The following is a 21,651-nucleotide window of genomic DNA, read 5'->3' as shown; positions in this document are numbered from 1 at the left end:
TCCGCCCTCAGCCGCGCTTCATTTCAGCGAGATAGGACCGTACCGGCTTGTCCGCAGCCGGAACGCGCTTGAGGAAGGCATCCAGCTGCGGCGCCGTCTTGGCCCGGATATCCGTCATCATCGCGTCCGAGACCGGCACCACCTCCATGCCGCCCTCCTTGAGGCGGTTGAGGCTGTCGACGTCGGCCTTGAGCGAGTTGGCCCAGAAGCCGGGCTCCATCTTCGCCGCGATATCCGCGACGAGCTTCTGCTGATCTGCGGAGAGCGCCTTCCAGGAATCGAGATTGACGGTGAGCATCTGCGACGACCAGACGTGGTTGGTCGGGTAGACGTATTTCAGGAATTCCCAGAACTTGCCGTCGGCGCCCGATACCGACGAGGTGGAGACGCCAGCCACCGCGCCGGAGGCGAGCGCCGGAATCGTTTCGCCCCAGGGGATCATCACGGCGGCCATGCCGACCGCATTCAGCATATCGACCGCATTCTTGTCGGGCACGCGGATCTTGATGTTCTTCAGACCCTCGACGTCGGCGACTTTTGCCTTGAGGTGCAGATACTGCGTCGGCCACGGCACGATGTAGAGGATCTTCTGGTTGTTGCGTGCAGCGATCTTCTCGTATTCGGGCCGCACATATTTGTGCAGGACCTTCAACTCGTCCACGGAGCCGCAGAGAAACGGGATACTCTCGACGCCCATGAAGGGCTCGTCGCCGACCTGCTGGATGTTGAGAACGTCGGCGAGCGGCACCAGGCCGTCGCGCACGGCGCGCAAATGCTCGGGTCCCTTGAAGCCGAGCTGGCCACCGGCCTTCACGGTGATCGCGACCGAGCCGCCGGTCTGCTTCTTCACCTCCTCGGCGAAGGCCATCGCATTCTGAGTGTGGAAATTGCCGTCGGGCCAGACCGTCGACATGTCCCAGTTCGTCGTCGCCGCCCGCGCGCGGGTCGAGATGTGGCCGGCGGCGAGCAGCGTCGCTGCGCCCGCGGTGAAGTTCCGTCGCGTGATCATTGAGCCCCTCCGTTTATCAAGCGCACTGACACGTCAGCGCGCGTACCCATAAACTGCAGTCGCATTGTCGGCGGACACGAGTCCGCTTTCGATGTCGTCCCTGACCGCCGCGCGATCGCGCGTCGTGGGCGCACCGATGCCGGCGCCGCCGGGCGTCAGCACAACAAGCCGGTCGTCCGGCGGCACCTGCTGAAATCCTTTTCCACGCAGCTTCTTTCCGGACTTCAGACCGACATAGCCGGCCTCGCCGTTCTTGCCGCCATCGCGCCCGCGCGGCGGATGATCGATGCGGTCGAATGCCGCCAGGATGTCGAACGGCGCATCGACGCCACTGCCGACCTCGATGATCTGGCCGAGGCCGCCGCGGGTGCGCCCTGCCCCGCCGGAATCCGGACGCAGCTCCTTGCGCCAGAAGATCAGCGGCGTCTGCGTCTCCGCGATCTCGACCGGCGTGCCGCGCACGCCGCTGGGATAGGCGGTGGCCGACAGCCCATCCTTGCCGAAGCGCGCACCGGTGCCGCCGTTGGAGGTCACCGCCATCGAGAATCCGTAATTGCCGCCGACGCCGGAGCGGGTCTGGCCGCGGACGTTGAGATTCCACAGGCAGGAGGTGCCTTCCGCGGGAACACGCTCGGGAATGATCTGGCGCAGGCAGCCGAACACCACGTCGGGCAGCATCTGGCCGATGATGTGGCGCGAGGCGACCGGCGCCGGCTTCGGCGCATTGAGGATCGCCCCCGCCGGTGCCGACACCGTCAGAGGCGACAGCGAGCCAGCATTGTTCGGGATCTGCGACGCCACGACGCAGCCAAGGCCGAACACGGTGTAGGCAGTGGTGTAGGACAAGGGCACGTTGATGCCGAACTTCGAGGCCGCGGAGGTGCCGTCGAAATCGACATGGATGCCCGCATCCGAGATCGTCAGCGTCGCCGCCAGCGTCACCGGGGCATCATAGCCGTCGACAACCATGGTGTTGCGCCAGCTGCCCTTCGGCAGCTTTGCGATCTCGGCGAGCACGGCCTCGCGCGAGCGGTCGCAGATGTAGTCGCCGAGCTCGTCGAGCGTGTCGATACCGAACTCGGTCATCATCTCGACCAGGCGCTCGCAGCCGACGTCGTTGCAGCCGGCCAGCGAATAGGTGTCGCCCTCGGTATCGATCGGCAGCCGCGTATTGGTGCGGATCATCGCCATCAGCGTCTCGTTGACGACGCCCTGGTCGATCAGCTTCAGCATGGGGATGTAGAGCCCCTCCATGAACACGTCGGTGGCGTCAGGCCCGAAGCCGATGCCGCCGATGTCCATCAGATGGCTGGTGCAGGAGAACAGCGCGACCGGCTTGCCGTCCTTGAAGCAGGGCGTGGTGACGACGAAGTCGTTGAGATGACCGGTGCCCATCCAGGGATCATTGGTGATGTAGGCATCGCCCTCCTTCATCGTCTCGATCGGGAAGTGGTTGATGAAGTGCTTGACCGATTCCGCCATCGAATTGACGTGACCGGGCGTGCCCGTCACCGCCTGCGCCAGCATCCGCCCCTTGAGGTCGAACACGCCAGCCGAGAGGTCGCCGCATTCGCGCACGATCGGGCTGAAGGCGGTGCGGAGCAGCACCTGGGCCTGCTCCTCGACCACGGCGATCAGCCGGTGCCACATGATCTGAAGGTCGATCAGGCTCGCGCCACTTGCCTTGCTCATGATCAAGCCGCCTTTCGTTCCATGACGATGCTGCCGGCACCGTCGATATGGGCGTCAAAACTGGTGGAGACGAAGGTGGAGGTCTCGTCCTCCGCGATCACGGCCGGGCCTGCGATGGTCGCCCCCGGCGCCATGTCCTCGCGGCGATAGAGCGGGATCTCGATCACCTCGCCGGCGCGGCCGTCGAAGAATTTGCGGCTGCCGATAGCCTTGCCGGCAGGCTTGCGTGTGACGGCGGCAACGGTGGACGGATTGCGCGCCTCGGTGGTCGCAAGCACCGACCAGCTCAACACCTCGATGGCAGCGCCCGGAATCGGCCGCTCGAACATCGCGGAATAGTCCGCCTCGAACTTCTGGCGCAGGCCGGCGAGATCGGCCCCCGTCAGCCGCCGGTTCGGCAGCTCGACCGAGATCTCATGGCCCTGGCCGACATAGCGCATGAAGGCGGCACGTCGCTCGCGCACCGGCGCACCGGCAGCGCCAGGCTCGACCAGCGCGCGCGCCTCGGTCACCATCTCCTGCAGGAGATCCGACACAGCTTCAGTGTCGAAATCATCGAGCCGGACATGTCGGCTGCGCACGAGCTCATAGGCGATCGGTGCCGCGAGGAAACCGACGGCCGAGCCGACGCCGGCATTGGAGGGCACGATCACGCGGGAAACGCCGATCTTCTCGGCAACGCGCGCCGCATGCAACGGCGCGGCGCCGCCAAAGGCGATCAGCGTGTGCTGGCCGACAATCTCGCCGCGCTCGACCGCATGGACACGCGCCGCACTTGCCATGTTCTCGCAGACGACCTCGTGCACGGCATAGGCCGCAGTCTCTGCCGACAAGCCGAGCGGCTCGCCGACATCACGCAGCAGCGCCTGCTTCGACAGCTCCGGGTCAAGCTTGATGGTGCCGGCTGCGAACGCATCGGGATCGATCATGCCGAGCGCTACGTCCGCATCGGTCACGGCCGGACGCTGGCCGCCGCGGCCATAGCAGGCCGGGCCCGGCTCGGACGACGCACTCTCGGGCCCGACGGTGACGCGCTTCATCGCGTCGACATGGGCGATCGAGCCACCGCCGGCGCCGATCTCGACCATCTCGATCACGGGAATGCGCACCGGCAGGCCGGAGCCTTTAAGGAAACGTGCGGCGCGATCGACCTCGAACACGCGCGAGGTCTCGGGTTGATATTTTTCGATCAGGCAGATCTTTGCCGTGGTGCCGCCCATGTCGAAGGACAACACCTTGCTCTCGCCAAGACGCGCCGCGATCTGGGCCGCGAAGATCGCGCCGCCGGCAGGCCCGGATTCGACGAGACGCACCGGAAAGCGCCGTGCCGTCTCGATCGAAGTGACGCCACCACCTGACGTGACGAGATAAATGGCGCCGCGGAACTGCTCGACCTGCAAGGCGTCGGCCATGCGGGCGAGATAACCGTCGATCAGGGGTTGCACATAGGCGTTGGCGACCGCTGTCGATGTGCGCTCATACTCGCGAATCTCCGGGCAAACGGCCGAAGACACGGTCACGGAGATGCCCGGCATCTCCTCGGCCAGGATCGCGGCCGCACGTCGCTCGTGCTCGGGGTTGGCGTAGGAGTGCAGGAAGGCGATCGCGACGCTCTGGACACCCAGCTCACGCAATTTCGGCGCGAGTGCACGCACCGCCGCTTCGTCGAGCGCGAGACGGACGGCGCCGTGGGCGTCGACGCGCTCGGGCACGGTGAAACGCAGGCTGCGCGGCGCCAGCGGCCTCGGCTTGTCGATTCCGAGATCATATTGATCATAGCGGCTCTCGGTGCCGATATCGAGCACGTCGCGAAAGCCTTCGGTCGCGATCAGGGCCGTCTTGGCACCGCGGCGCTCGATGATGGCGTTGGTCGCCAGCGTGGTGCCGTGAATGAAGACGTCGATGTCGCTGATATGCGCGCGCGCGTCTGCGAGAATGAGACGCATGCCGTCCAGCACGGCCTGTTCGGGACGCTGCGGCGTCGTCAGCAGCTTGCGCGTCTTGCGATCCAAACCCACGTCCAGCACGATGTCGGTGAACGTGCCACCGATATCGACGGCAAGCCGCACCTCGGCTCCCTCAAGCATTCCAAATTCTCCGCGCTGATCGTCAAGACTGAGGTCGAAAGCGCAGCAATTTCCATGCCATGGACGACAAGGACAACGCCGCGCCCGGCCATTCTGCTTGGCACCTATGCAATAGGCAAGCTGAGTTCGCCGCCCGCGCGATCAGAGCAGGAATGCAAGCGCCGCCTCGCACCGCTCCTCGACCTTCAGCGTCAGGAGATCGTCGGCGCGGGTGCGGCCGAGATTGACCGCCGCAATCGGAATATTGCGCTGCGCGGCAGCCTGTACGAAGCGGAATCCGGAATAGACCATCAGCGAGGAGCCGACGACGAGCATGGCGTCGGCCTGCGCCAGATGATCCTGCGCGGTGGCGACGATGTCGCGGGGCACGTTCTCGCCGAAGAACACGACGTCGGGCTTGAGGATGCCGCCGCAGGCTTCGCAAGGGGGCACGTGGAAAGACGAAAAATCCTCGTGCTCCAGATCAGCGTCGCCATCGGGTGCATCGGCCGCATCGAGCGTCAGCCACGCCGCATTCGCCCGACCAAGCGCATGCTGAAACTCATCGCGCGGCGTCTTGCGGCCGCAGCCCATGCAGCGAACCAGATCGAGCCGGCCGTGCAGGTCGATCACCTGGCGGTGGCCGGCGGACTGATGCAGCCGGTCGACGTTCTGGGTCAGCAGCATCCCGCACCGGCCGTTCGCCTCGAGCCGGGCCAGCGCACGATGCGCATCGTTCGGGCGAGCCTGGCCGAACCGCCGCCAGCCGATCAGGCTGCGCGCCCAATAGCGCCGCCGCGTATGCTCGTCCGACATGAAGGACTGGAAGTTGACCGGTTGGGTCCGCTTCCAGTCGCCATTGCTGTCGCGATAATCGGGAATGCCCGAATTGGTGCTGCAGCCGGCACCGGTCAGCACGAACAGCTTTTCGTGCCGGCCGACGAAATCCTGGAGCGGGGAGCTTGCCCGTGGAGCGTTTACCATTGCGCAGATGTAGTCTGCGCGGGCCGGTTTTGCCAGATCATCGCAGTCCGCGGCGCATCGCGACCCGGATGGACGGCTATCGCGGGGACCGGCGGCCGGTGAGATCGAGCGGACGCACTTTCTCTTGTCCGGCAATGCGGGCGGCTTGCTGCAGCGTCAGTCGGAATTCATCCCGCTTCTCGTGCACCGAGGCTATCGCATTCCCGACCGCAACTCCGAGGCCGACCAGTGCCGCTTCCGAAAGCTGCAGGCTTGCCTCGATGGTTTCCGGCACCGCATCGGTTGCGCCGATCGCATAGAGGTGGCGGGCATGGTCGGCGTCCCGCGCACGTGAAACGATCAGCACATCCGGCCGCACCGCCCGGATCCGCTCGACGACAGCATCGATCGCCGGCCGCGACTGGATGGTAATGATCACACCGGTCGTCTGCATCAGGCCGCAAGCTTCGAGGAAACCGAGCTCTGTCGCGTCACCAAAATAGACCTTGTGACCGTCGCGGCGGTCGCGCGCCACGGCGACTGCCTCGTGATCGACCGCGATGTAGTTCAGGCCGTGGCTGGTGAGCAGCGAACAGACGACTTTTCCAACGCGGCCGTAGCCGACCACGATGGCCTGCGCCCGATCGCCGGGCGGCCGAACCGCCAGTTCGGGATCGGGCGAGCGCTCAGGACCCAGCTTCGCGGCCAATCGTCGTCCGAGCGCGCCCAAAAGCGGCGTCAAGGCCATCGTTACGGCGGTGACAGCGACGGCAAAGCTCGACACGCGCGGCTCGATCAGACCGCCGGCCGCCGCCATTCCGATGCTGACGAACGCGAATTCGCCGACGGGACCGAGCAGGAAGCCGATCTCGATCGCCGTCGCCCAGGAGAGCTTGAAGAGCCGGCCGAGGAGGATGAGCACGATCGCCTTGCCGACGAGAATGCCGATGACCGCGGCCAGCAACCAACCAGGCTCGCGCATGAACACGCGGAAGTCGATGGCCATGCCGACGGTGAAGAAGAAGATGCCCAGCAGCAGGCCCTTGAACGGCTCGACGGTGGCCTCAATGGCCTTACCATACTCCGTTTCCGCCAGCATCAGTCCCGCAACGAATGCTCCGAGCGCCATCGACAGGCCTGCCTGGTGCGCGGCAATCCCTGCGCCGACGATGACGAACAAGGTCGCGGCAACAAACAGCTCCGTCGAATGGGTGCCTGCAACCATCTGGAACAGCGGCCGCATCAGCAGCCGCCCGAGCAGAGTGAGGACAGCGACGGCCAGCGCGGCCTTCAGGATTGCGCTGGAGATGTGCGCCAGGACGGAGCCGTCACTCCCGGCGCCGAGCACCGAGACGAAAACCAGAATGGGAACGACTGCGAGGTCCTGGGCCAGCAGCACCGAGAAGGTCGCGCGACCGGCAGTGGTCGCAAGTCGTTTCTCAGTGGACAAAAGCTCGAGCACGATAGCCGTCGAGGACAGCGCAAGGCTCGCGCCCAGGATGACGGCCGTATCCGAGCTCTGCCCGGAGAGAAGCGTCACGCCGAAAATCATGGCGGACGTCGCCAGCACCTGCAGGCCGCCAAGCCCGAACACCAGGCGTCGCATCGTGACGAGCCGCCTGAAAGACAGTTCGAGCCCAATCAGGAACAGCAGGAAGACGATGCCGAGATTGGCGATACCCTCGACGTTCTGCGCGTCGGCGACGGTGACCCAGTACAGGAGCGGGAGCTGCTGAACGAGCGAGCCGAGCCCGAGCGGACCGAGAATGGCGCCGGCGCCGAGATAGCCCAGCACGGGATTGATGCCCCAATGGCGGACAATCGGCACCACGACACCGGCCGTGCCGAGGACCACCAGCGCGTCGCTGTAGGCATTGATGTTGATGGTTGTGGTCACGAGCCCTTCATGTGTCGACGCTTGCCAATAGCGGCAGCGTCGTCCACGGTCGATAGCACACGGCGCCGCAGACCCCTACCCGGCCGAACCGCCATCCTCACAGTCCCAAACTGAGGTCAACTCGCCCAGTTCTCGCGAAACTCGGGGAATAGCGTCATGCCTCCGCAGGCGTAGAGGGTCTGCCCCGTGATGTAGCTCGCATCGTCCGAGGCGAGGAAGGCGAATACGGCGGCGATCTCCTCCGGCGTGCCGACACGCCCCATCGGAATGTGGCTGGTGACGACGCCGCGCTTTTCGGGATCGCCAGTCCAGGCCGCGTTGATCGGCGTGTCGATCGCGCCAGGCCCGACCGCGTTGACGCGAATGCCGCGGCCGGCGAACTCCAGCGCCAGCGTGCGCGTCAGATTGGCCATGCCACCCTTGCTGATCGAATACGCGAGATAGCCGGGTTTCGGGATGATCTGGTGCACGCTGGAGCAGTTGATGATGGAGCCCCCTCCTCCGCGCGCCACGAAATGCGCGAGCGCCTTCTGGGCGCAGAGCACGGCACCGTTCAGGTTGACGTCGATAATCCGGCGATAGGTCTCGATGTCGAGCGCCTCGCTCGGTGATTCCTTTTGGAAGCCGGCGTTGTTGACGAGACAATCGAGACGCTTCCAGCGCGAAAGGATCGCCTCGAACATCGCAGCAATCTCTTGCCCGTCGCCGACATTGGCCTTGACGATGCGATGATCGGGCGCGCCGTGGCCGCGATCGCTCGAAGCGGCCCGCGCGAGCGCGAGCGTCTCCTCCGCCCGCTCATCGTGCTCGAAATAATTGATGGCGACGGTTGCGCCTTCCTGGGCGAGCCGGATGGCGACGGCGCGACCGATGCCTTGCGAGGCGCCAGTCACCAGGGCGTATTGGCCGACGAGGCGCGAGGGAAAGGAGGTCGAGCGATCGGTTTGCGGCATGGGTTCTCTCCGGGATGTCTCATCATCGACGGACGGCGGGTTTTGTTCCATCCCTTTCGTGCATCGCTGGGATTCATTCCGCGCGGCGCGCGAGTGGCGAGGTCAGAATCTGATAGAGAATGATGGCGCCAAAAGTTGCGGTGCCGATCCCGCCGATCGTGAACGCGCCAAATTTGAGCGTGAGGTCGCCCGCACCGGCGGTCAGCGCCACGGCGACGGTGATCAGGTTTGCAGGATTGGCGAAGTCGACCTTGTTCTCGACCCAGATCCGGCCGGCCATCGCCGCAATCAACCCGAACAGCACGATCGAGAGGCCGCCGATGACGGGCCCCGGGATCGACAGGATCAGCGCGCCGAATTTCGGCGAGAAGCCAAGCAGGATCGACACGATGGCGGCGAAGGCGAACAGCAATGTCGAATAGACCTTCGTCGCCGCCATAACGCCGATATTCTCGGCATAGGTGGTGACGCCGGTGCCGCCGCCGCAGGCCGCCACGATGGTCGCAAGGCTGTCGGCGAACAGGGCGCGGCCGAGATAGGCATCCAGACTCCGGCCCGTCATGGCGCCGACGGCCTTGATGTGACCGAGGTTCTCGGCGACGAGAATGATCGCAACCGGCGCGATCAGAAAGATCGCATCGGCCTGGAATGTCGGCGTGGTAAAGCTCGGCATGCCGAGCCACGGCGCGGCCGAAAGCTGAGTGAAGTCGATCGGCTTGCCGAAACCGAGGCCGTTGGCAATCAGCAAGTACAGAAGATATCCGCCGATCGCACCGAGGATGATCGGCAGGCGGCGCCACAGGCCTGGCGCCGCAACGGCCACCACGCCGATGATCAGAACGGTCGCAAGCCCGATCCACGTATCGAAAGTGCCAGCGCTTACTGCCTTGACCGCCACGGGCGCGAGGTTGAGGCCGATCGCCGCGACCACCGCACCGGTGACGGCCGGTGGCAGCAGCCGCTCGACCCAGCCGACCCCCAACCACATCACGATCAGCGCGATCACGCCATAGAGCACCCCGGCGCCAACGATGCCGCCGAGCGCAACCGACAAGTTCGGGTTCGGCCCCTGCCCGGCATAGCCGGTGGCGGCGATCACGACAGCGATGAACGCGAAGCTCGAGCCGAGATAGCTTGGCACGCGCCCCGCGACGATGACGAAGAAGATCAGCGTACCGATGCCGGAGAACAGGACGGCGACATTGGGATCGAACCCCATCAGCAGCGGCGCGATGATCGTCGAGCCCGACATGGCGACGCAATGCTGGAGACCGGAGACAATCGTCTGGCCCCACGACAGCCGCTCCTCCGGCATGATCACGCCTGAGGTCTTCAACGTCCAACGCGGGAAATAGGTTTGCTGTTGCCGGCCGGAGCCTGATGAAGTCGACATGTTCCCCCCAGTTGCGGTGCAGCGACCGATCTTCGTGCGAACAGACAAAAATGTGATTGTCGCTTCTGCGGCGACCATCACATGATGCAAGCCATGCAAGATCGAAATCACGCAAAATCAATGCGTTCCGGGGCCACTCTATGACACAAGTCGCGATCCAGCCAGCCATCCATCGCCGGCATCAGCCCTGGTACAAGATCCTCTACGTGCAGGTGCTGATCGCGATCGCGCTCGGCGTACTCATCGGCTATTTCTACCCCGATCTCGGCAAGGCCTTGAAGCCGCTCGGCGACGGCTTCATCGCGCTGATCAAGATGATGATCGCGCCGGTGATCTTCTGCACCGTGGTGCACGGCATCTCCTCGATGGGCGACCTCAAGCGCGTCGGCCGGGTCGGGCTGAAGTCGCTGATCTATTTCGAGACGGTCTCGACCGTCGCGCTCGCGGTCGGCCTCCTGGTCGGCGAGATTCTCCAGCCCGGGCACGGCTTTAATATCGATCCCGCCACGATCGATCCGAAATCAGTGGCCACCTACGTCACCAAAGCCAAGGAAGAAGGCATCGTCGCCCATCTGATGGCGATCATCCCCGACAGCTATTTGGGCGCGATCGCGCGCGGCGATCTTTTGCAGGTGCTGCTGATCTCGATCCTGTCCGGCTTCGCCATCGCCTTCCTCGGCAAAGCCGGCGAGCCCATTGCGGACGCGATCGACAAGGCCGCGAAGATGTTCTTCGGCATCATCCGCATCATCGTGCGCGTCGCCCCGATCGGCGCCTTCGGCGCGATGGCGTTCACGGTCGGCGCCTACGGCCTCGGCTCGCTGATCAATCTCGCCGCCCTGATCGGCACGTTCTATCTCACCAGCATGCTGTTCGTGCTCGTGGTGTTAGGTGCGATCGCGCGGCTCGCCGGCTTCTCGATCCTCCGCTTCATCGCCTACATCAAGGACGAGCTGCTGATCGTGCTCGGCACGTCGTCCTCCGAGACGGTGCTGCCGCAGATGATCCAGAAGATGGAGCATCTCGGCGCCTCGCGCTCGGTGGTCGGCCTCGTGATTCCGACCGGCTACAGCTTCAACCTCGACGGCACCAACATCTACATGACGCTGGCGACGCTGTTTCTGGCGCAGGCGACCAACACGCATCTGACCATCTGGCAGGAGCTCGGCATTTTGGGCATCGCCATGATCACCTCGAAGGGTGCCTCTGGCGTGACCGGCGCGGGCTTCATCACGCTCGCCGCGACACTGTCGATCGTGCCCGATATCCCGATCCAGTCGATCGCGATCCTGGTCGGCATCGACAAGTTCATGAGCGAATGCCGCGCGCTGACCAATCTGATCGGCAACGGCGTCGCCTGCGTGGTCATCAGCATCTCCGAAGGCGAGCTCGACCGCGAGGCGCTGCATGAGACCATGGCCCATCCGCTCGAGATCGGCGAAGCGCTCGAGCCGGGCGGGAGTGCAGCATCGTAGGTTGCAAACCAGCCGGCTCAGCGCGGTTCCGACGCGGTAGTTTCCCGGAGTGGTCAATTGCTGCGAGACGCGTCACAACAGTTGCGTTGGGATCACGGATTGATACTCATTTTTTCTACCCGACGCGCTGGGGGCAGGGCGTCGGGTTTTTGAAAATCACTGCCAAATCAGGACTGCCGGGCGGGATCAGACGATCCCGCCGTGAGTGCGCAGCACCTTGGCGGCGAGGTCGAGTCGCCGCGTGACCCCGATCGCCTGCAGGAACGCTTCGTCATGACTGACGACGAGCAGCGCGCCATCATAGGCCCTCAAGCCTGCTTCGACCGCTTCGATGGACTCGATGTCGAGGTGATTGGTCGGCTCATCCAGGATCAGCAGCGACGGCGGCGATGACCCGCCCAGCACGCAAGCGAGGCCCGCGCGAAACATTTGCCCGCCGCTGAGGCTTCCGGCTGCCTGCAAGGCGGCATCGGCGCGAAACATGAACCGCGCCAACGCGGCATGGCACTCATTCGCACCCGCCTTCGGATTGAGACGCCGAAAATTGTCCAGGATGGAGATCGAGGGATCGAGCAGGCTGACCTTCTGGTCGAACAGCGCGAAATCCGGCCTGACGCGCACAATGCCAGAAAGCGGCCGCAGCTCGCCGGCGATGAGCTTCAGCAGCGTCGTCTTGCCGGAGCCATTGGGCCCGACCAGCGCGACGCGCTCCGGACCGACGACGGCGAATGAGAGATCGCGCAAGACCGGCTGCTCCGGCCGATAGCCGGCGCTGACGCGGTCGAGCCAAAACAACTCCCTGCCCGCCGGCAGGCCCGTCGCGGGCAGCCTGACGGAGAGCGGCTGAAGAATTTCGATGCATCGGCGTGCCTCGTCGACGGCTTGAAGCGCTTCCGCGCGCTGCCGCTCGGCGATTTGCGCGGTCTTGCCGCCGGTATCCTCGCTCCGATCCTTGCGCGCCCCCGCCAGGATGCGCGGCATGTCGCCCTTGGCGCGCTTCTTCCTGCCGCCGCTGTCCTTGCGCGCTTTCTTCTCCGCGGCCTCCTGCGCCTTGCCGTCGATCTCGGATAGCCTCCTCTCGGCATGCGCGAGGTCGTGCCTGACGGCGGCGAGCTCGACGGCCTTCTGTTCGCGAAACCTGCTCCAATTGCCGCCGTATCGCGTGGCTCCGAGCGACGTCAACTCGACAATCGCATCCATCGTGTCGAGCAGGCGCCGATCGTGGCTGACGATGATTGCACCGCCGCGCCAGGCTGCGAGGAGATCGATCACGGCCTTGCGGCCGTCCTGGTCAAGATTATTGGTTGGCTCGTCCAGCAGCAGGAAGTCCGGCTCGGCAAAGACCAATGCGGCGAGGCGAACCCGCGTGATCTGGCCGCCGGACAGCCGCTCCAGCTCGGTGTCGGGAGCGAGATCAAACCCGAGACGTGCAAGCGCAGCCTGTAAGCGTACTTCGAGAGTCCAATCGATCTCGGCGAGGTCGTCGGCCGAGGCTTCTCCCCGCTCGGCCCGGCGAAGCAGCGCGAGCTGACCTCGCGCCTCAAACAGATCGGCCACCGTCGCACCCGCAAGGAGCTGGACATCCTGGCGCAGCAAACCCACGGTTCCGTTGACGACGACGCGCCCCGCCTGGGGAAGATGCTCCCCGGAGATCGACGCGAGCAACGTCGTCTTCCCGACGCCATTGCGACCGACGAGGCCGGTCCGCTCGGCGCCGAACGTCAGATCGATGTTTGAGAGAAGAGGACGGCCGTCAGGCGTGGACAGCGACAGATTCGACAGGATGATTGAAGCAGGCATGGAATTCCCCGTGAGCAAGGCGGATGGGCTTTGCGGTCGGGGTAAAATCCATGGCTGCGAAGTTCCTGGCTGATGAACTCTCTAAGTAATTCCATCGAAGGCCGAGATCAAGGCGGCCGAGAGACGACAGCGCGGCCGGCGCCGACGTCCCTCCTCGGCCTGCCGCGATCAGCCCTTGAGCGCGGTGACGACCACCTCGATCAGCGCGCTGCCGCCGAGATCGGCGACGCCGACCGTGGCGCGGGTCGGCAGATTGTCACCGAAGAATTCGGTCCAGGCCGCGTCCATCTCCTTCTTCTTGGAGAGATCCGTGACGAAGATCGAGGCGCTGACGACGCGGCTCTTGTCGGTGCCGGCTTCCTTCAGATAGCCGGCGATCTTGCCGAGGATGTTGCGGGTCTGGTCGCCCATCGAGACCGAGGTGTCGTCGGCGATGGTGCCACCGAGGAAGACGAAGCCGTTGGCCTCGACGGCCCGGTGCATGATGGGCGTACGGATGCTGCGGGTGATGCTCATGATGTCCTCATTGTTAGAGCGTGGAAGGATGGAAGCGGTCGATGCCGAGATCACCGACGCGGGTCTGGGTGCCGCCGTTCACGATCAGCTCCGCCATGACGGCGCCGGCGCCGGGGCCGAGCTGAAAGCCGTGCAACGAGAAGCCGAACTGGTGATAGAGCCCCTTGTGACGGCTGCTCGGTCCGAACACGGGAATATCGTCCTTCATCTTCGCTTCGATCCCGGCCCAGGCCCGGACGATGGTGGCGCTGCGCATCACCGGAAACAGCTCGAACACGGTGCGGGCGCTGGTCGCGAGGCTCTTCCAGTCCAGCACCGTCTCGTTGCGATCCTGATAGGGCGTTGCCAGATGGCCGCCGCCGATCAGCACGGTGCCGTTGGAGAATTGCTTGAAGGAGAGCTTACGCCCACGCAGGATCACGACGGGGTCGATGAAGTGCGGCACGCGCGAGGTGATCATCAGCATCGGCGCCACGGTCTCGACCGGAACGGGCTCGCCGAGCGCGGCCGCGATCTTGCCGGCCCAGGCGCCGGCGGCGTTGACCAGCACCGGCGCGGCAAAGGTTTCAGCACCGACATCGACGTGCCAGAGGCCATCACTGTATCGGATGTTGCTGGCGGCGACGCCCTCGCGCACGGTCGCGCCGAGCTGTTCGGCCTTGCGGCGGAATGCCGTCGTCGTCTGCGCCGGATTGGCGGCGCCGTCACGGCGCGAGACCACGCCGCCGGGGCAGCTTTCAGCCACCGCCGGCACCAGCCGGCGCAATTCAGTCGCGTCGATCAGCTCTTCGTGGGTGAAGCCGAGCGCATTGAGTTCGGCCACGCGCGTACGGCAGACCGCGAGCTCCTCCTCGTTCTCAGCGACCAGCACCTGGCCGTGGCTCTCGAAACTGCAATCGTCATCGAGGAGATCCTTGATCTTCTCCCAGATTCCCATCGAGCGGATCGAGAGCGGAATCTCGGGGATGTGCCGCGCGAGCTGGCGGACGCCGCCGGCATTGACGCCGGAGGCGTGGCGTCCGGCATAATCCTTCTCGATCAACACCGGTTGAAGGCCGGCGAGGCACAGATGCAACGCGGTAGAGCATCCGTGGATGCCGCCGCCGACGACGATCGCATCCACGCATCTCGTCATCCGCGCACCACCGCCTTGATATCGGCCTCGCTCTTCGGAACGGCCGCGAGCTCGGCGAGCGTGATCGGCTTCACCGGCGCGCGCAGCCGGTAATAGCCGATCTCCTGCGGAGTCTTGCCGCGCGCCTGCGCCATCAGCTCGGTGACGGTGAGGCCGCAGAGCCGGCCCTGGCACGGGCCCATGCCGGTGCGGCGATAGGCCTTGAGTTGGTTCGGACCGGTCGCGCCGATCGCAACGGAATCGAGAACGTCCTTTGCCGTGACCTCTTCGCAGCGACAGACGATGGTATCGCCGGAGGGGATCCGGAACTGCGGCGCTGGGCGGAACAGCGTGTCGAGGAAGACGCGGCCACGCTCGGCCTTGGCAAGATCGGCACGCAACGCTGCCATCGACCGAAGTTTTGCGGCGGCCGCGGGGGCCAACGCTTCGACCGCTGCGCGCGCCGCAATGCGGCCCCGCACCACGGCTGCATTGGCACCACCGATGCCGGCGCCGTCGCCGGCGATCGCAATGCCGGCGACCGACGAATTGCCGCTCGCGTCGAGCACTGGCGACCAGCACAGTTGCAGATCGTCCCAGCGATGCTCGACGTCAGCGGACATTGCGAGGTTGACGTTGGGCACGACGCCCTGATGCAGCAGCAGCAGATCCGCGGGAATGGTCTCGCGCTTGCCGCCCGCGACATAGCTCACGGTGGCGAGCTGGCCCTCGCCGGCCGCCGAGAGCTCGGTGACGCCAGAGACGACCTGCACCTTGGCCTTCACCTCGCGCATCATCGCGAGGCCCTTGGCGAAATAGGGCGAGGTCAGGAAGGCGAAGGCGTGCGGCAGCGCCGCGAAGTAATTGCCGCGCTCGGTGGTGTCGAGGATGCGGTCGATGCGACCGCCGAGGCGCAGGATCTGCGCGGCGAGCAGCCAGAGCAGCGGCCCCTGCCCTGCGATCACCGTACGACCATCCGGAACCAGCGCCGATGATTTCAGCATCGTCTGCGCCGCGCCCGCGGTCATCACGCCCGGCAGCGTCCAGCCGGGAATCGGAAACGGTCGCTCCAGTGCGCCGGTCGCAAGGATCACGCGCTGCGCCTTGACGAAGGCGGACGCGCCGCCGACCGAGACGGCGATATCGAGGTTGCGGTCGAGGCTCCAGACCGTGGCACGATGGATGACCTCGGCGCTGGTCGCACGCAGCGACTGCACGAGATCGGCACCGACCCAATAATCAGCGCCGAGCTGATTGCGATCGGTTACCGGCGTGGACGCGATGGCGCGGAACACCTGCCCGCCCGGGCCGATGTTCTCGTCGAGCAGCAACGTCGACAGGCCGGCTTCGGCCGATGTCGCGGCGGCGGCAAGGCCCGCGGGTCCGGCGCCGATCACCACGACATCATAGGCTTCGCGCTTGGGAGCCACAGTCATTTTCCGATCTCCCGCTTGCCCTTCTGAATCTCGATCTGCATGCCCTCGGCGACGGGCACGAGGCAGCCTTGGCGGTTGCCGACGCCGTCGATGGTGACGAGGCAGTCGAAGCACACGCCCATCATGCAATAGGGCAGACGCGGCGCGCCGCTCACGGCGGTAGAACGCCGTGCGTCGCGGCCGGAGGCCAGTAGCGCGGCCGAGACGGTGTCACCCTGGCGCGCCGCGACGGCAACGCCGTCGACGAAGATCTCGACCTGCGGTCGCTTGTCCTGTTCGGATCGTCTAAACATGGGGATGCCTCTAGGCTCCTTCAGAAATCTCTAATAGCCGCTGTTGTTCGCAGCGCCTGCCTCGCCGAACCGGCTGGCGGAGAACGCACCGACCAGCTCCGGCTCGAGCGCGCCTTGTGCGACCATGCGCGCGATCTCGAAGGCGTGGTTGGAGGCCAGCGTTACGCCGGAATGGCAGCAGGCGACAAAGGCGCCGGGATGCGTCTGCGACTGGTCGTAGATCGGAAAGCCGTCCTGCGGCATGACGCGGATGCCGGCCCAGCTCCTGACCACGTTGAGCCGCGACAGATGCGGGAACATGCGCTGGGCGCGATCGGTCATCACGGCGCTGATCGAATGTTTCAACGCACGATCATCGAGCTCGTCTTCCTTGCTGTCGCCGATCATCACCGTACCCTCGTCGGTCTGGCGGATGGTGGTCAGCGGATGCGGCAGGAATGGCATGGTGCGCTCGGTCACCACGATCTGACCGCGGGTCGGGCCCATCGGCGCGTAGAGGCCGACCATCGGCGCGAGCATCTGATTGGTATTGCCGGCGGCGAGCACGATCTTGGCCGCGCACAGCTCGCCCTTCGGCGTGGTCAGGCGAAACTCGCCGCCGCTCTTGCTGATCGCCGAGACCGGCCGCTCCGGAAGATAGTCGATGCCGAACGCCCTGAAGCCGGTGTGGAAGGCGCGGAAGGTGCGCAGCGAATTGACGTGGCCGTCGAGCGGGCAATAGCTGCCGCCGGAGACCTCCGGCCCGATCAGCGGCAGCGACTTCTTCACCTCGGATGCGGAGAGCATCTCCATCTTGTAGTCGGCAGCACCGGCCTGATTGTGCATGCGCTTGACCAACTCGGTACGCTGGCCGAACTCCTCTTCGCCAAGGGTGAGATGAAAACCGCCATTCTGCTGAAGCGAGACATCAAGGCCGGTCTGTTGCTTCAGCTCGGAAGCAAGCCGAGCCCACTCCTGCGACGCCTGCACGGTCCACACCGTATAGGCTGGCATGCCGAGTCCCTTGCTCTGGACCCAGACCAGCGCAAAGTTCGCACGCGAGGCGCGCTTGGTGATGTCGCCTTCGTCGAGCACGGCGACCTTCTTGCCGAGCCGGCCGAGTCCCCAGGCAATTGCGGAGCCGAGCAACCCGCCGCCGACGACGGCGACGTCATAGTCGTTGGACATCAGTTCTCCTATCGTCCCGTATCGCCCTTGCCGGCGAGCACACGGTCGAGCCCGTAGAAGCGGTCGAGCAGAATGAGGGCGGTCATGGTAACAGCGATCACGCAGGCGGAGACCGACGTCACCAGCGGATCGATGTTGTCCTGGATATAAAGGAACATGCGCACCGGCAGCGTCTCGGTGCCGGGTGCTGCAAGGAAGACGGTCATGGTGAGATCGTCGAAGGACTGGATGAAGGCGAGCGCCCAGCCGCTGATGACGCCGGGCAGGATCAACGGCAAGGTCACGCGGCGAAACAGCGTCCAGCCGCCGGCGCCGAGCGAAACCGCGGCTATCTCGACCGTGCGGTCCATGCCTGTCGCGGCCGCAAGCGTCAGCCGCAGCGCGAACGGAAACACGATGATGACATGCGCGATGATCAGCGCAGCAAAACTGCCGCCGAGGCCGGCCGAGGTGAAGAAGCGCAGGAAAGCGATGCCGAGCACGACATGCGGGATCATCAACGGCGAGAGGAACAGCGCGGCCAGCGCATCGCGGCCGCGGAATCGATAGCGCGCGATCGCCAGTGCCGCCGGCACTGCGAACAGGAGCGCCACGAACGATGACAGCGCGCCGAGGCCAAGGCTGACCCAGAAGGCGTGGATGAATTCGGGATAGTTCGCGATCGTCCTGAACCAGCGCAGCGAAAAGCCGTTGGTCGGCAGCGACAGGAAGCCCTCGGGCGTGAAGGCGACGAGACAGACCACCAGGATCGGCGCCACCATGACGATGACGAAGAAGGTATGGAAGATCAGCGCCAGCGGGCCGTTCCGTCTCATCGGAACACCTCCGCGTAGCGCCGCTCGATCAGCACGTTGCTGCCGACGACGATCAGCACCAGCGCGACCAGTAGCAGCGTCGCGACCGCCGCGCCCAGCGGCCAGTTGAGCGTGTTGAGGAACTCGTCATAGGCGAGCGTCGCTGCGACCTTGAGCCGGCGGCCGCCGATGATCGCGGGCGTCGCAAACGCGCTGGCCGAGAGCGAAAACACGATGATCGCACCCGACAGTACACCCGGCATGATCTGCGGCATGATGATGCGGCGTATGATGGTCGCGGGGCCGGCGCCGAGCGACATCGCGGCATTCTCGATCTGCGGATCGAGCCGCTGCAGCGCCGCCCACACCGAGAGCACCATGAACGGCATCATCACATGCGCGAGCGCGATGACCATGCCGGTCTCGGTGAACATGAAGGGAATGGGCGAGCTAATCACCCCGAGCGACATCAAGAGCTTGTTGACGAGGCCGTTGTTGCCGCCGAACAGCAGCGCCCAGCCAAGCGTGCGAGCCACCACGGAGATCAGAAGCGGCCCGAGGATGACGAGCAGGAAGAAGCTTTTCCAACGCCCGCTCATTCGATTGAGGATGTAGGCTTCTGGCGCCCCGAGCAGCGCGGTGAGCAGCGTGGTCAGCATCGCGATGCGAAAGGTGCGCCAGAACATCTCGGCGTAATAGGGATCGGTCGCGATCTCGTGCCAGTTCTTGAGGATGAAGACCGGCTCGATGCCCTTGTACTGGCCCCAATCGTGGAACGACAGCATCACCGTCATCGCCAGCGGAATCAGCAGCACGCCGACGAACAGCATCAGGGCGGGCGCCGTCAGCGCCCAGGGCGCACGCGCGCGGCGCTCCTCGGCGGCCGCGCTCATGCGACAGCCCTCGCGCGGACGCTCATGTCCTCGGGCCGCCAGGTCAGGCGAACCGTCTCGCCCTCGGTCGGCTGCGCCTTGCCGTCATTCTGGCGGATCACGATCGCCGGGCCGCATTCGCTGTCGCACTGGAACAGCCAGTGATTGCCCTGGAAGATGCGCGTGACGATTTTTGCGCTCAGGCCGGCATCGCCGAAGCCGATTCTTTCAGGGCGAATGCTGACGGTGACGGCACCGCTGAGGCCCGCCGGGGCCGGCGCACTCCAGGAGCCCGCCGTCACCCGCGCTGACGTGGCGCTCCGATCGACCGCCGCGGCAAAATCGTTGGTCTTGCCGAGAAATTGCGAGACGAAGGCCGAGGCCGGCTTCTCATAGGTCTCCTGCGGCGAGCCGATCTGTTCGATGCGCCCCTGGCTCATCACCACGATGCGGTCGGACAGCGACATCGCCTCGTTCTGGTCGTGGGTGACGAGGATCGTGGTGGTGCCGATGGTACGCTGGATCTGGCGCAGCTCGATCTGCATCTCCTCGCGCAACTTGGCGTCGAGATTGGACAGCGGCTCGTCGAGCAGGAGCACGCTCGGCTTGATCACCAGCGCGCGGGCGAGTGCCACGCGCTGCTGCTGGCCGCCGGACATGCGGCGGGGATGGCGGTCCTCAAAGCCGGCAAGGCCGACCATCGCGAGCGCGGCACGAACGCGCTCGGCCCTTTCAGTGCGCGGCACGTTGCGCATCTCGAGACCGAAGGCGACGTTCTCCGCCGCGGTCATGTGCGGAAACAGCGCGTAGCTCTGGAACACGATGCCGAGGCCACGCTTGGCCGGATGGATCGCGGTCAGATCCTTGTCCTCCAGGCGGATGGCGCCGCGGGTGGGATCGAGGAAACCCGCGATCATCTGCAGGGTCGTGGTCTTGCCGCAGCCGGAGGGGCCGAGGAAGGAGATGAACTCCCCCTTCCCCACGGCGAGACTGAAGTCGTCGACCACAGTCTGCGCCCCGAATTGCTTGGCGACCCGATCGAGCTCGAGATAGGCCATACGCTGTCTCCGCTGCGACGATCAGATCAACGCTCGACCTCGCGATTCCAGCGCTTGGTCCACTCCTCGCGCTTCTCGTTGATGACGGTCCAGTCCGGATTATAGAGCTTGGCCGCACGCTCGCCGATCGGCGCCATCTTGCCGAGCTCCGGCGGGATCACCAGCGACTTCAGCACCGGGCCGTAGCCGTAATCCTTCAGCATCACGAGCTGGATCTTGGGGTCGAGCAGCATCTTGACGAAGCTTGACGCCAGCGGCGAAGCGTTGGGCTTGGTGATCGGACACGCCGTCGTCAGCAGCGTCGCGGCTCCTTCCTTCGGGTAGATGAAGTCGACGGGGAAGCCGGTGTTGGCAAAGCTCTGCACGCGACCGGTGCCCCACACCGCGATCACGGCCTGGCCGGACTGGAACAGCTCGGTCATCTTGCCCGGCGACGGCTCGTAGGCGAGCACGTTCGGATTGATCTGTTCCTTGAAGATCTTGAAACCGGAATCGACATTGGTCTCGCCGCCGCCGTTCATCTTCGACAGCATCACCAGCGCTTCGAGACCGTAGGTGTTGTTGATCGGCGGGATCACCAGCTGCTTTGCGTATTTCGTGTCCTTCAGGTCATTCCACGAGGTCGGCGGCGCCCAGCCTTTCTCCTTGAACACCTTGGTGTTGTACATCAGCCCTGTCGCGACGATGCCGATGGCGACGGCGCGATCGTCCTTGAAGCGCGCGGTGTCGTAGAGATCGGCCGGCAGTCCCTCGAGCTTACCGCAGAAGCCAAGCTGGATCGCCTGGTACATCGGGCCGTCATCGACGATGGCGACGTCGATCTGCTGATTGCCCTTCTGCGCCTGGAGCTTGGCCAGCGTGTCGGTGGAGTTGCCGGCGACGTATTCGACCTTGACGCCGTTCTCCTTCTCAAAGGCAGGGATCACCTCGTCGCGGATCGTCTTCTCGAACGAGCCGCCATAGCCGGCGACGTAGAGCGTCTTTTGCTGGGCCGAAGCGACTGAGGTGGCGGCAATGAGCGCTGCGATGCTGACCGCGGTCAGAAGGCGAAGAGTCTTCATGTGGACCGATCTCCATACCGGAATGAGGTGACGTGCCGACGAGTCTCGCTGGCTGAAGCCTCTTCCGCATTTCCTTCCGCGCAATCCCGTCT

General features: G+C 65.1%; 18 protein-coding genes. 1 reads left to right on the top strand and 17 read right to left on the bottom strand.

Annotated elements, in window-relative coordinates; translation table 11 throughout:
- Positions 1-7: 7 nt before the first annotated feature.
- The 7 genes from GA0061098_RS11245 to GA0061098_RS11215 all read right to left on the bottom strand — a co-directional run bounded on the left by GA0061098_RS11245 (position 8) and on the right by GA0061098_RS11215 (position 9,973).
- Complete coding sequence (locus tag GA0061098_RS11245; protein WP_091956408.1) at positions 8-1,009, bottom strand: TRAP transporter substrate-binding protein; 1,002 nt, start codon at positions 1,007-1,009, stop codon at positions 8-10.
- A 33-nt stretch (positions 1,010-1,042) separates the two neighbouring features.
- Complete coding sequence (locus GA0061098_RS11240) at positions 1,043-2,701, bottom strand: hydantoinase B/oxoprolinase family protein (RefSeq protein WP_091956407.1); 1,659 nt, start codon at positions 2,699-2,701, stop codon at positions 1,043-1,045.
- A 2-nt stretch (positions 2,702-2,703) separates the two neighbouring features.
- Positions 2,704-4,788: a hydantoinase/oxoprolinase family protein gene (locus tag GA0061098_RS11235; protein ID WP_091956406.1), complete on the bottom strand. Its 2,085-nt coding sequence runs from the start codon at positions 4,786-4,788 to the stop codon at positions 2,704-2,706.
- A 141-nt stretch (positions 4,789-4,929) separates the two neighbouring features.
- Positions 4,930-5,751 carry an NAD-dependent protein deacetylase gene (locus GA0061098_RS11230; protein ID WP_091956405.1) on the bottom strand — a complete coding sequence of 274 codons (822 nt, stop codon included), beginning with the start codon at positions 5,749-5,751 and terminating at the stop codon, positions 4,930-4,932.
- Positions 5,752-5,827: 76 nt separating this feature from the next.
- Entirely contained in the window at positions 5,828-7,627 is a 1,800-nt protein-coding gene (locus GA0061098_RS11225) for a cation:proton antiporter domain-containing protein (RefSeq protein ID WP_091956404.1), read from the bottom strand.
- 116 nt (positions 7,628-7,743) lie between these two features.
- Complete coding sequence (locus tag GA0061098_RS11220; RefSeq protein ID WP_091956403.1) at positions 7,744-8,580, bottom strand: SDR family oxidoreductase; 837 nt, start codon at positions 8,578-8,580, stop codon at positions 7,744-7,746.
- Positions 8,581-8,653: 73 nt separating this feature from the next.
- Entirely contained in the window at positions 8,654-9,973 is a 1,320-nt protein-coding gene (locus tag GA0061098_RS11215; protein WP_091956402.1) for a solute carrier family 23 protein, read from the bottom strand.
- A gap of 140 nt (positions 9,974-10,113) precedes the next feature.
- On the opposite strand from GA0061098_RS11215, the gene GA0061098_RS11210 reads away from it, so the two are divergent.
- Positions 10,114-11,448 (top strand): dicarboxylate/amino acid:cation symporter, encoded by a 1,335-nt coding sequence (locus GA0061098_RS11210; RefSeq protein ID WP_091956401.1) that lies wholly within the window; start codon positions 10,114-10,116, stop codon positions 11,446-11,448.
- 186 nt (positions 11,449-11,634) lie between these two features.
- Here GA0061098_RS11210 and GA0061098_RS11205 read toward each other — a convergent pair whose 3' ends face one another.
- From GA0061098_RS11205 to GA0061098_RS11160, 10 genes are all read right to left on the bottom strand, one after another.
- Positions 11,635-13,248, bottom strand: a complete 1,614-nt coding sequence (locus GA0061098_RS11205) for an ABC-F family ATP-binding cassette domain-containing protein (RefSeq protein ID WP_091956400.1) — start codon at positions 13,246-13,248, stop codon at positions 11,635-11,637.
- Positions 13,249-13,416: 168 nt separating this feature from the next.
- Positions 13,417-13,764, bottom strand: coding sequence for a RidA family protein (locus GA0061098_RS11200; RefSeq protein ID WP_027545617.1), 348 nt, complete (start codon positions 13,762-13,764; stop codon positions 13,417-13,419).
- 13 nt (positions 13,765-13,777) lie between these two features.
- A complete protein-coding gene (locus GA0061098_RS11195; protein ID WP_091956399.1) occupies positions 13,778-14,899 on the bottom strand; it encodes an NAD(P)/FAD-dependent oxidoreductase in 1,122 nt (373 codons plus the stop codon).
- Complete coding sequence (locus GA0061098_RS11190; protein WP_091956398.1) at positions 14,896-16,314, bottom strand: FAD/NAD(P)-dependent oxidoreductase; 1,419 nt, start codon at positions 16,312-16,314, stop codon at positions 14,896-14,898. The genes GA0061098_RS11195 and GA0061098_RS11190 overlap by 4 nt, the downstream gene beginning before the upstream one ends.
- Positions 16,311-16,607, bottom strand: a complete 297-nt coding sequence (locus GA0061098_RS11185; RefSeq protein WP_028140357.1) for a (2Fe-2S)-binding protein — start codon at positions 16,605-16,607, stop codon at positions 16,311-16,313. Before GA0061098_RS11185 ends, GA0061098_RS11190 begins: the two co-directional genes overlap by 4 nt.
- A 30-nt stretch (positions 16,608-16,637) precedes the next feature.
- The gene (locus GA0061098_RS11180; RefSeq protein WP_091956397.1) at positions 16,638-17,774 is read right to left on the bottom strand and encodes an NAD(P)/FAD-dependent oxidoreductase; all 1,137 of its coding nucleotides are present in this window, start codon (positions 17,772-17,774) and stop codon (positions 16,638-16,640) included.
- 8 nt (positions 17,775-17,782) lie between these two features.
- Entirely contained in the window at positions 17,783-18,589 is an 807-nt protein-coding gene (locus GA0061098_RS11175; RefSeq protein ID WP_091956396.1) for an ABC transporter permease, read from the bottom strand.
- Positions 18,586-19,461, bottom strand: a complete 876-nt coding sequence (locus GA0061098_RS11170) for an ABC transporter permease (protein ID WP_091956395.1) — start codon at positions 19,459-19,461, stop codon at positions 18,586-18,588. The genes GA0061098_RS11175 and GA0061098_RS11170 overlap by 4 nt, the downstream gene beginning before the upstream one ends.
- Entirely contained in the window at positions 19,458-20,498 is a 1,041-nt protein-coding gene (locus GA0061098_RS11165) for an ABC transporter ATP-binding protein (protein ID WP_091956394.1), read from the bottom strand. The genes GA0061098_RS11170 and GA0061098_RS11165 overlap by 4 nt, the downstream gene beginning before the upstream one ends.
- Before the next feature lie 26 nt (positions 20,499-20,524).
- Complete coding sequence (locus GA0061098_RS11160) at positions 20,525-21,559, bottom strand: ABC transporter substrate-binding protein (RefSeq protein WP_091956393.1); 1,035 nt, start codon at positions 21,557-21,559, stop codon at positions 20,525-20,527.
- Between the last annotated feature and the right edge of the window lie 92 nt (positions 21,560-21,651).

Source organism: Bradyrhizobium shewense (assembly GCF_900094605.1).
Classification (GTDB): domain Bacteria; phylum Pseudomonadota; class Alphaproteobacteria; order Rhizobiales; family Xanthobacteraceae; genus Bradyrhizobium; species Bradyrhizobium shewense.
The sequence above is the reverse complement of the archived record's forward strand: the minus strand, read 5'-3'. Positions and strand labels throughout refer to the sequence as shown.

Excerpts from the sequence above, each read along its gene's own strand:
- GA0061098_RS11245 (WP_091956408.1), bottom strand. The coding sequence starts at position 1,009 with ATGATCACGCGACGGAACTTCACCGCGGGCGCAGCGACGCTGCTCGCC.
- GA0061098_RS11240 (WP_091956407.1), bottom strand. The coding sequence starts at position 2,701 with ATGAGCAAGGCAAGTGGCGCGAGCCTGATCGACCTTCAGATCATGTGG.
- GA0061098_RS11235 (WP_091956406.1), bottom strand. The coding sequence starts at position 4,788 with ATGCTTGAGGGAGCCGAGGTGCGGCTTGCCGTCGATATCGGTGGCACG.
- GA0061098_RS11230 (WP_091956405.1), bottom strand. The coding sequence starts at position 5,751 with ATGGTAAACGCTCCACGGGCAAGCTCCCCGCTCCAGGATTTCGTCGGC.
- GA0061098_RS11220 (WP_091956403.1), bottom strand. The coding sequence starts at position 8,580 with ATGCCGCAAACCGATCGCTCGACCTCCTTTCCCTCGCGCCTCGTCGGC.
- GA0061098_RS11215 (WP_091956402.1), bottom strand. The coding sequence starts at position 9,973 with ATGTCGACTTCATCAGGCTCCGGCCGGCAACAGCAAACCTATTTCCCG.
- GA0061098_RS11210 (WP_091956401.1), top strand. The coding sequence starts at position 10,114 with ATGACACAAGTCGCGATCCAGCCAGCCATCCATCGCCGGCATCAGCCC.
- GA0061098_RS11205 (WP_091956400.1), bottom strand. The coding sequence starts at position 13,248 with ATGCCTGCTTCAATCATCCTGTCGAATCTGTCGCTGTCCACGCCTGAC.
- GA0061098_RS11200 (WP_027545617.1), bottom strand. The coding sequence starts at position 13,764 with ATGAGCATCACCCGCAGCATCCGTACGCCCATCATGCACCGGGCCGTC.
- GA0061098_RS11195 (WP_091956399.1), bottom strand. The coding sequence starts at position 14,899 with ATGACGAGATGCGTGGATGCGATCGTCGTCGGCGGCGGCATCCACGGA.
- GA0061098_RS11190 (WP_091956398.1), bottom strand. The coding sequence starts at position 16,314 with ATGACTGTGGCTCCCAAGCGCGAAGCCTATGATGTCGTGGTGATCGGC.
- GA0061098_RS11185 (WP_028140357.1), bottom strand. The coding sequence starts at position 16,607 with ATGTTTAGACGATCCGAACAGGACAAGCGACCGCAGGTCGAGATCTTC.
- GA0061098_RS11180 (WP_091956397.1), bottom strand. The coding sequence starts at position 17,774 with ATGTCCAACGACTATGACGTCGCCGTCGTCGGCGGCGGGTTGCTCGGC.
- GA0061098_RS11175 (WP_091956396.1), bottom strand. The coding sequence starts at position 18,589 with ATGAGACGGAACGGCCCGCTGGCGCTGATCTTCCATACCTTCTTCGTC.
- GA0061098_RS11170 (WP_091956395.1), bottom strand. The coding sequence starts at position 19,461 with ATGAGCGCGGCCGCCGAGGAGCGCCGCGCGCGTGCGCCCTGGGCGCTG.
- GA0061098_RS11165 (WP_091956394.1), bottom strand. The coding sequence starts at position 20,498 with ATGGCCTATCTCGAGCTCGATCGGGTCGCCAAGCAATTCGGGGCGCAG.
- GA0061098_RS11160 (WP_091956393.1), bottom strand. The coding sequence starts at position 21,559 with ATGAAGACTCTTCGCCTTCTGACCGCGGTCAGCATCGCAGCGCTCATT.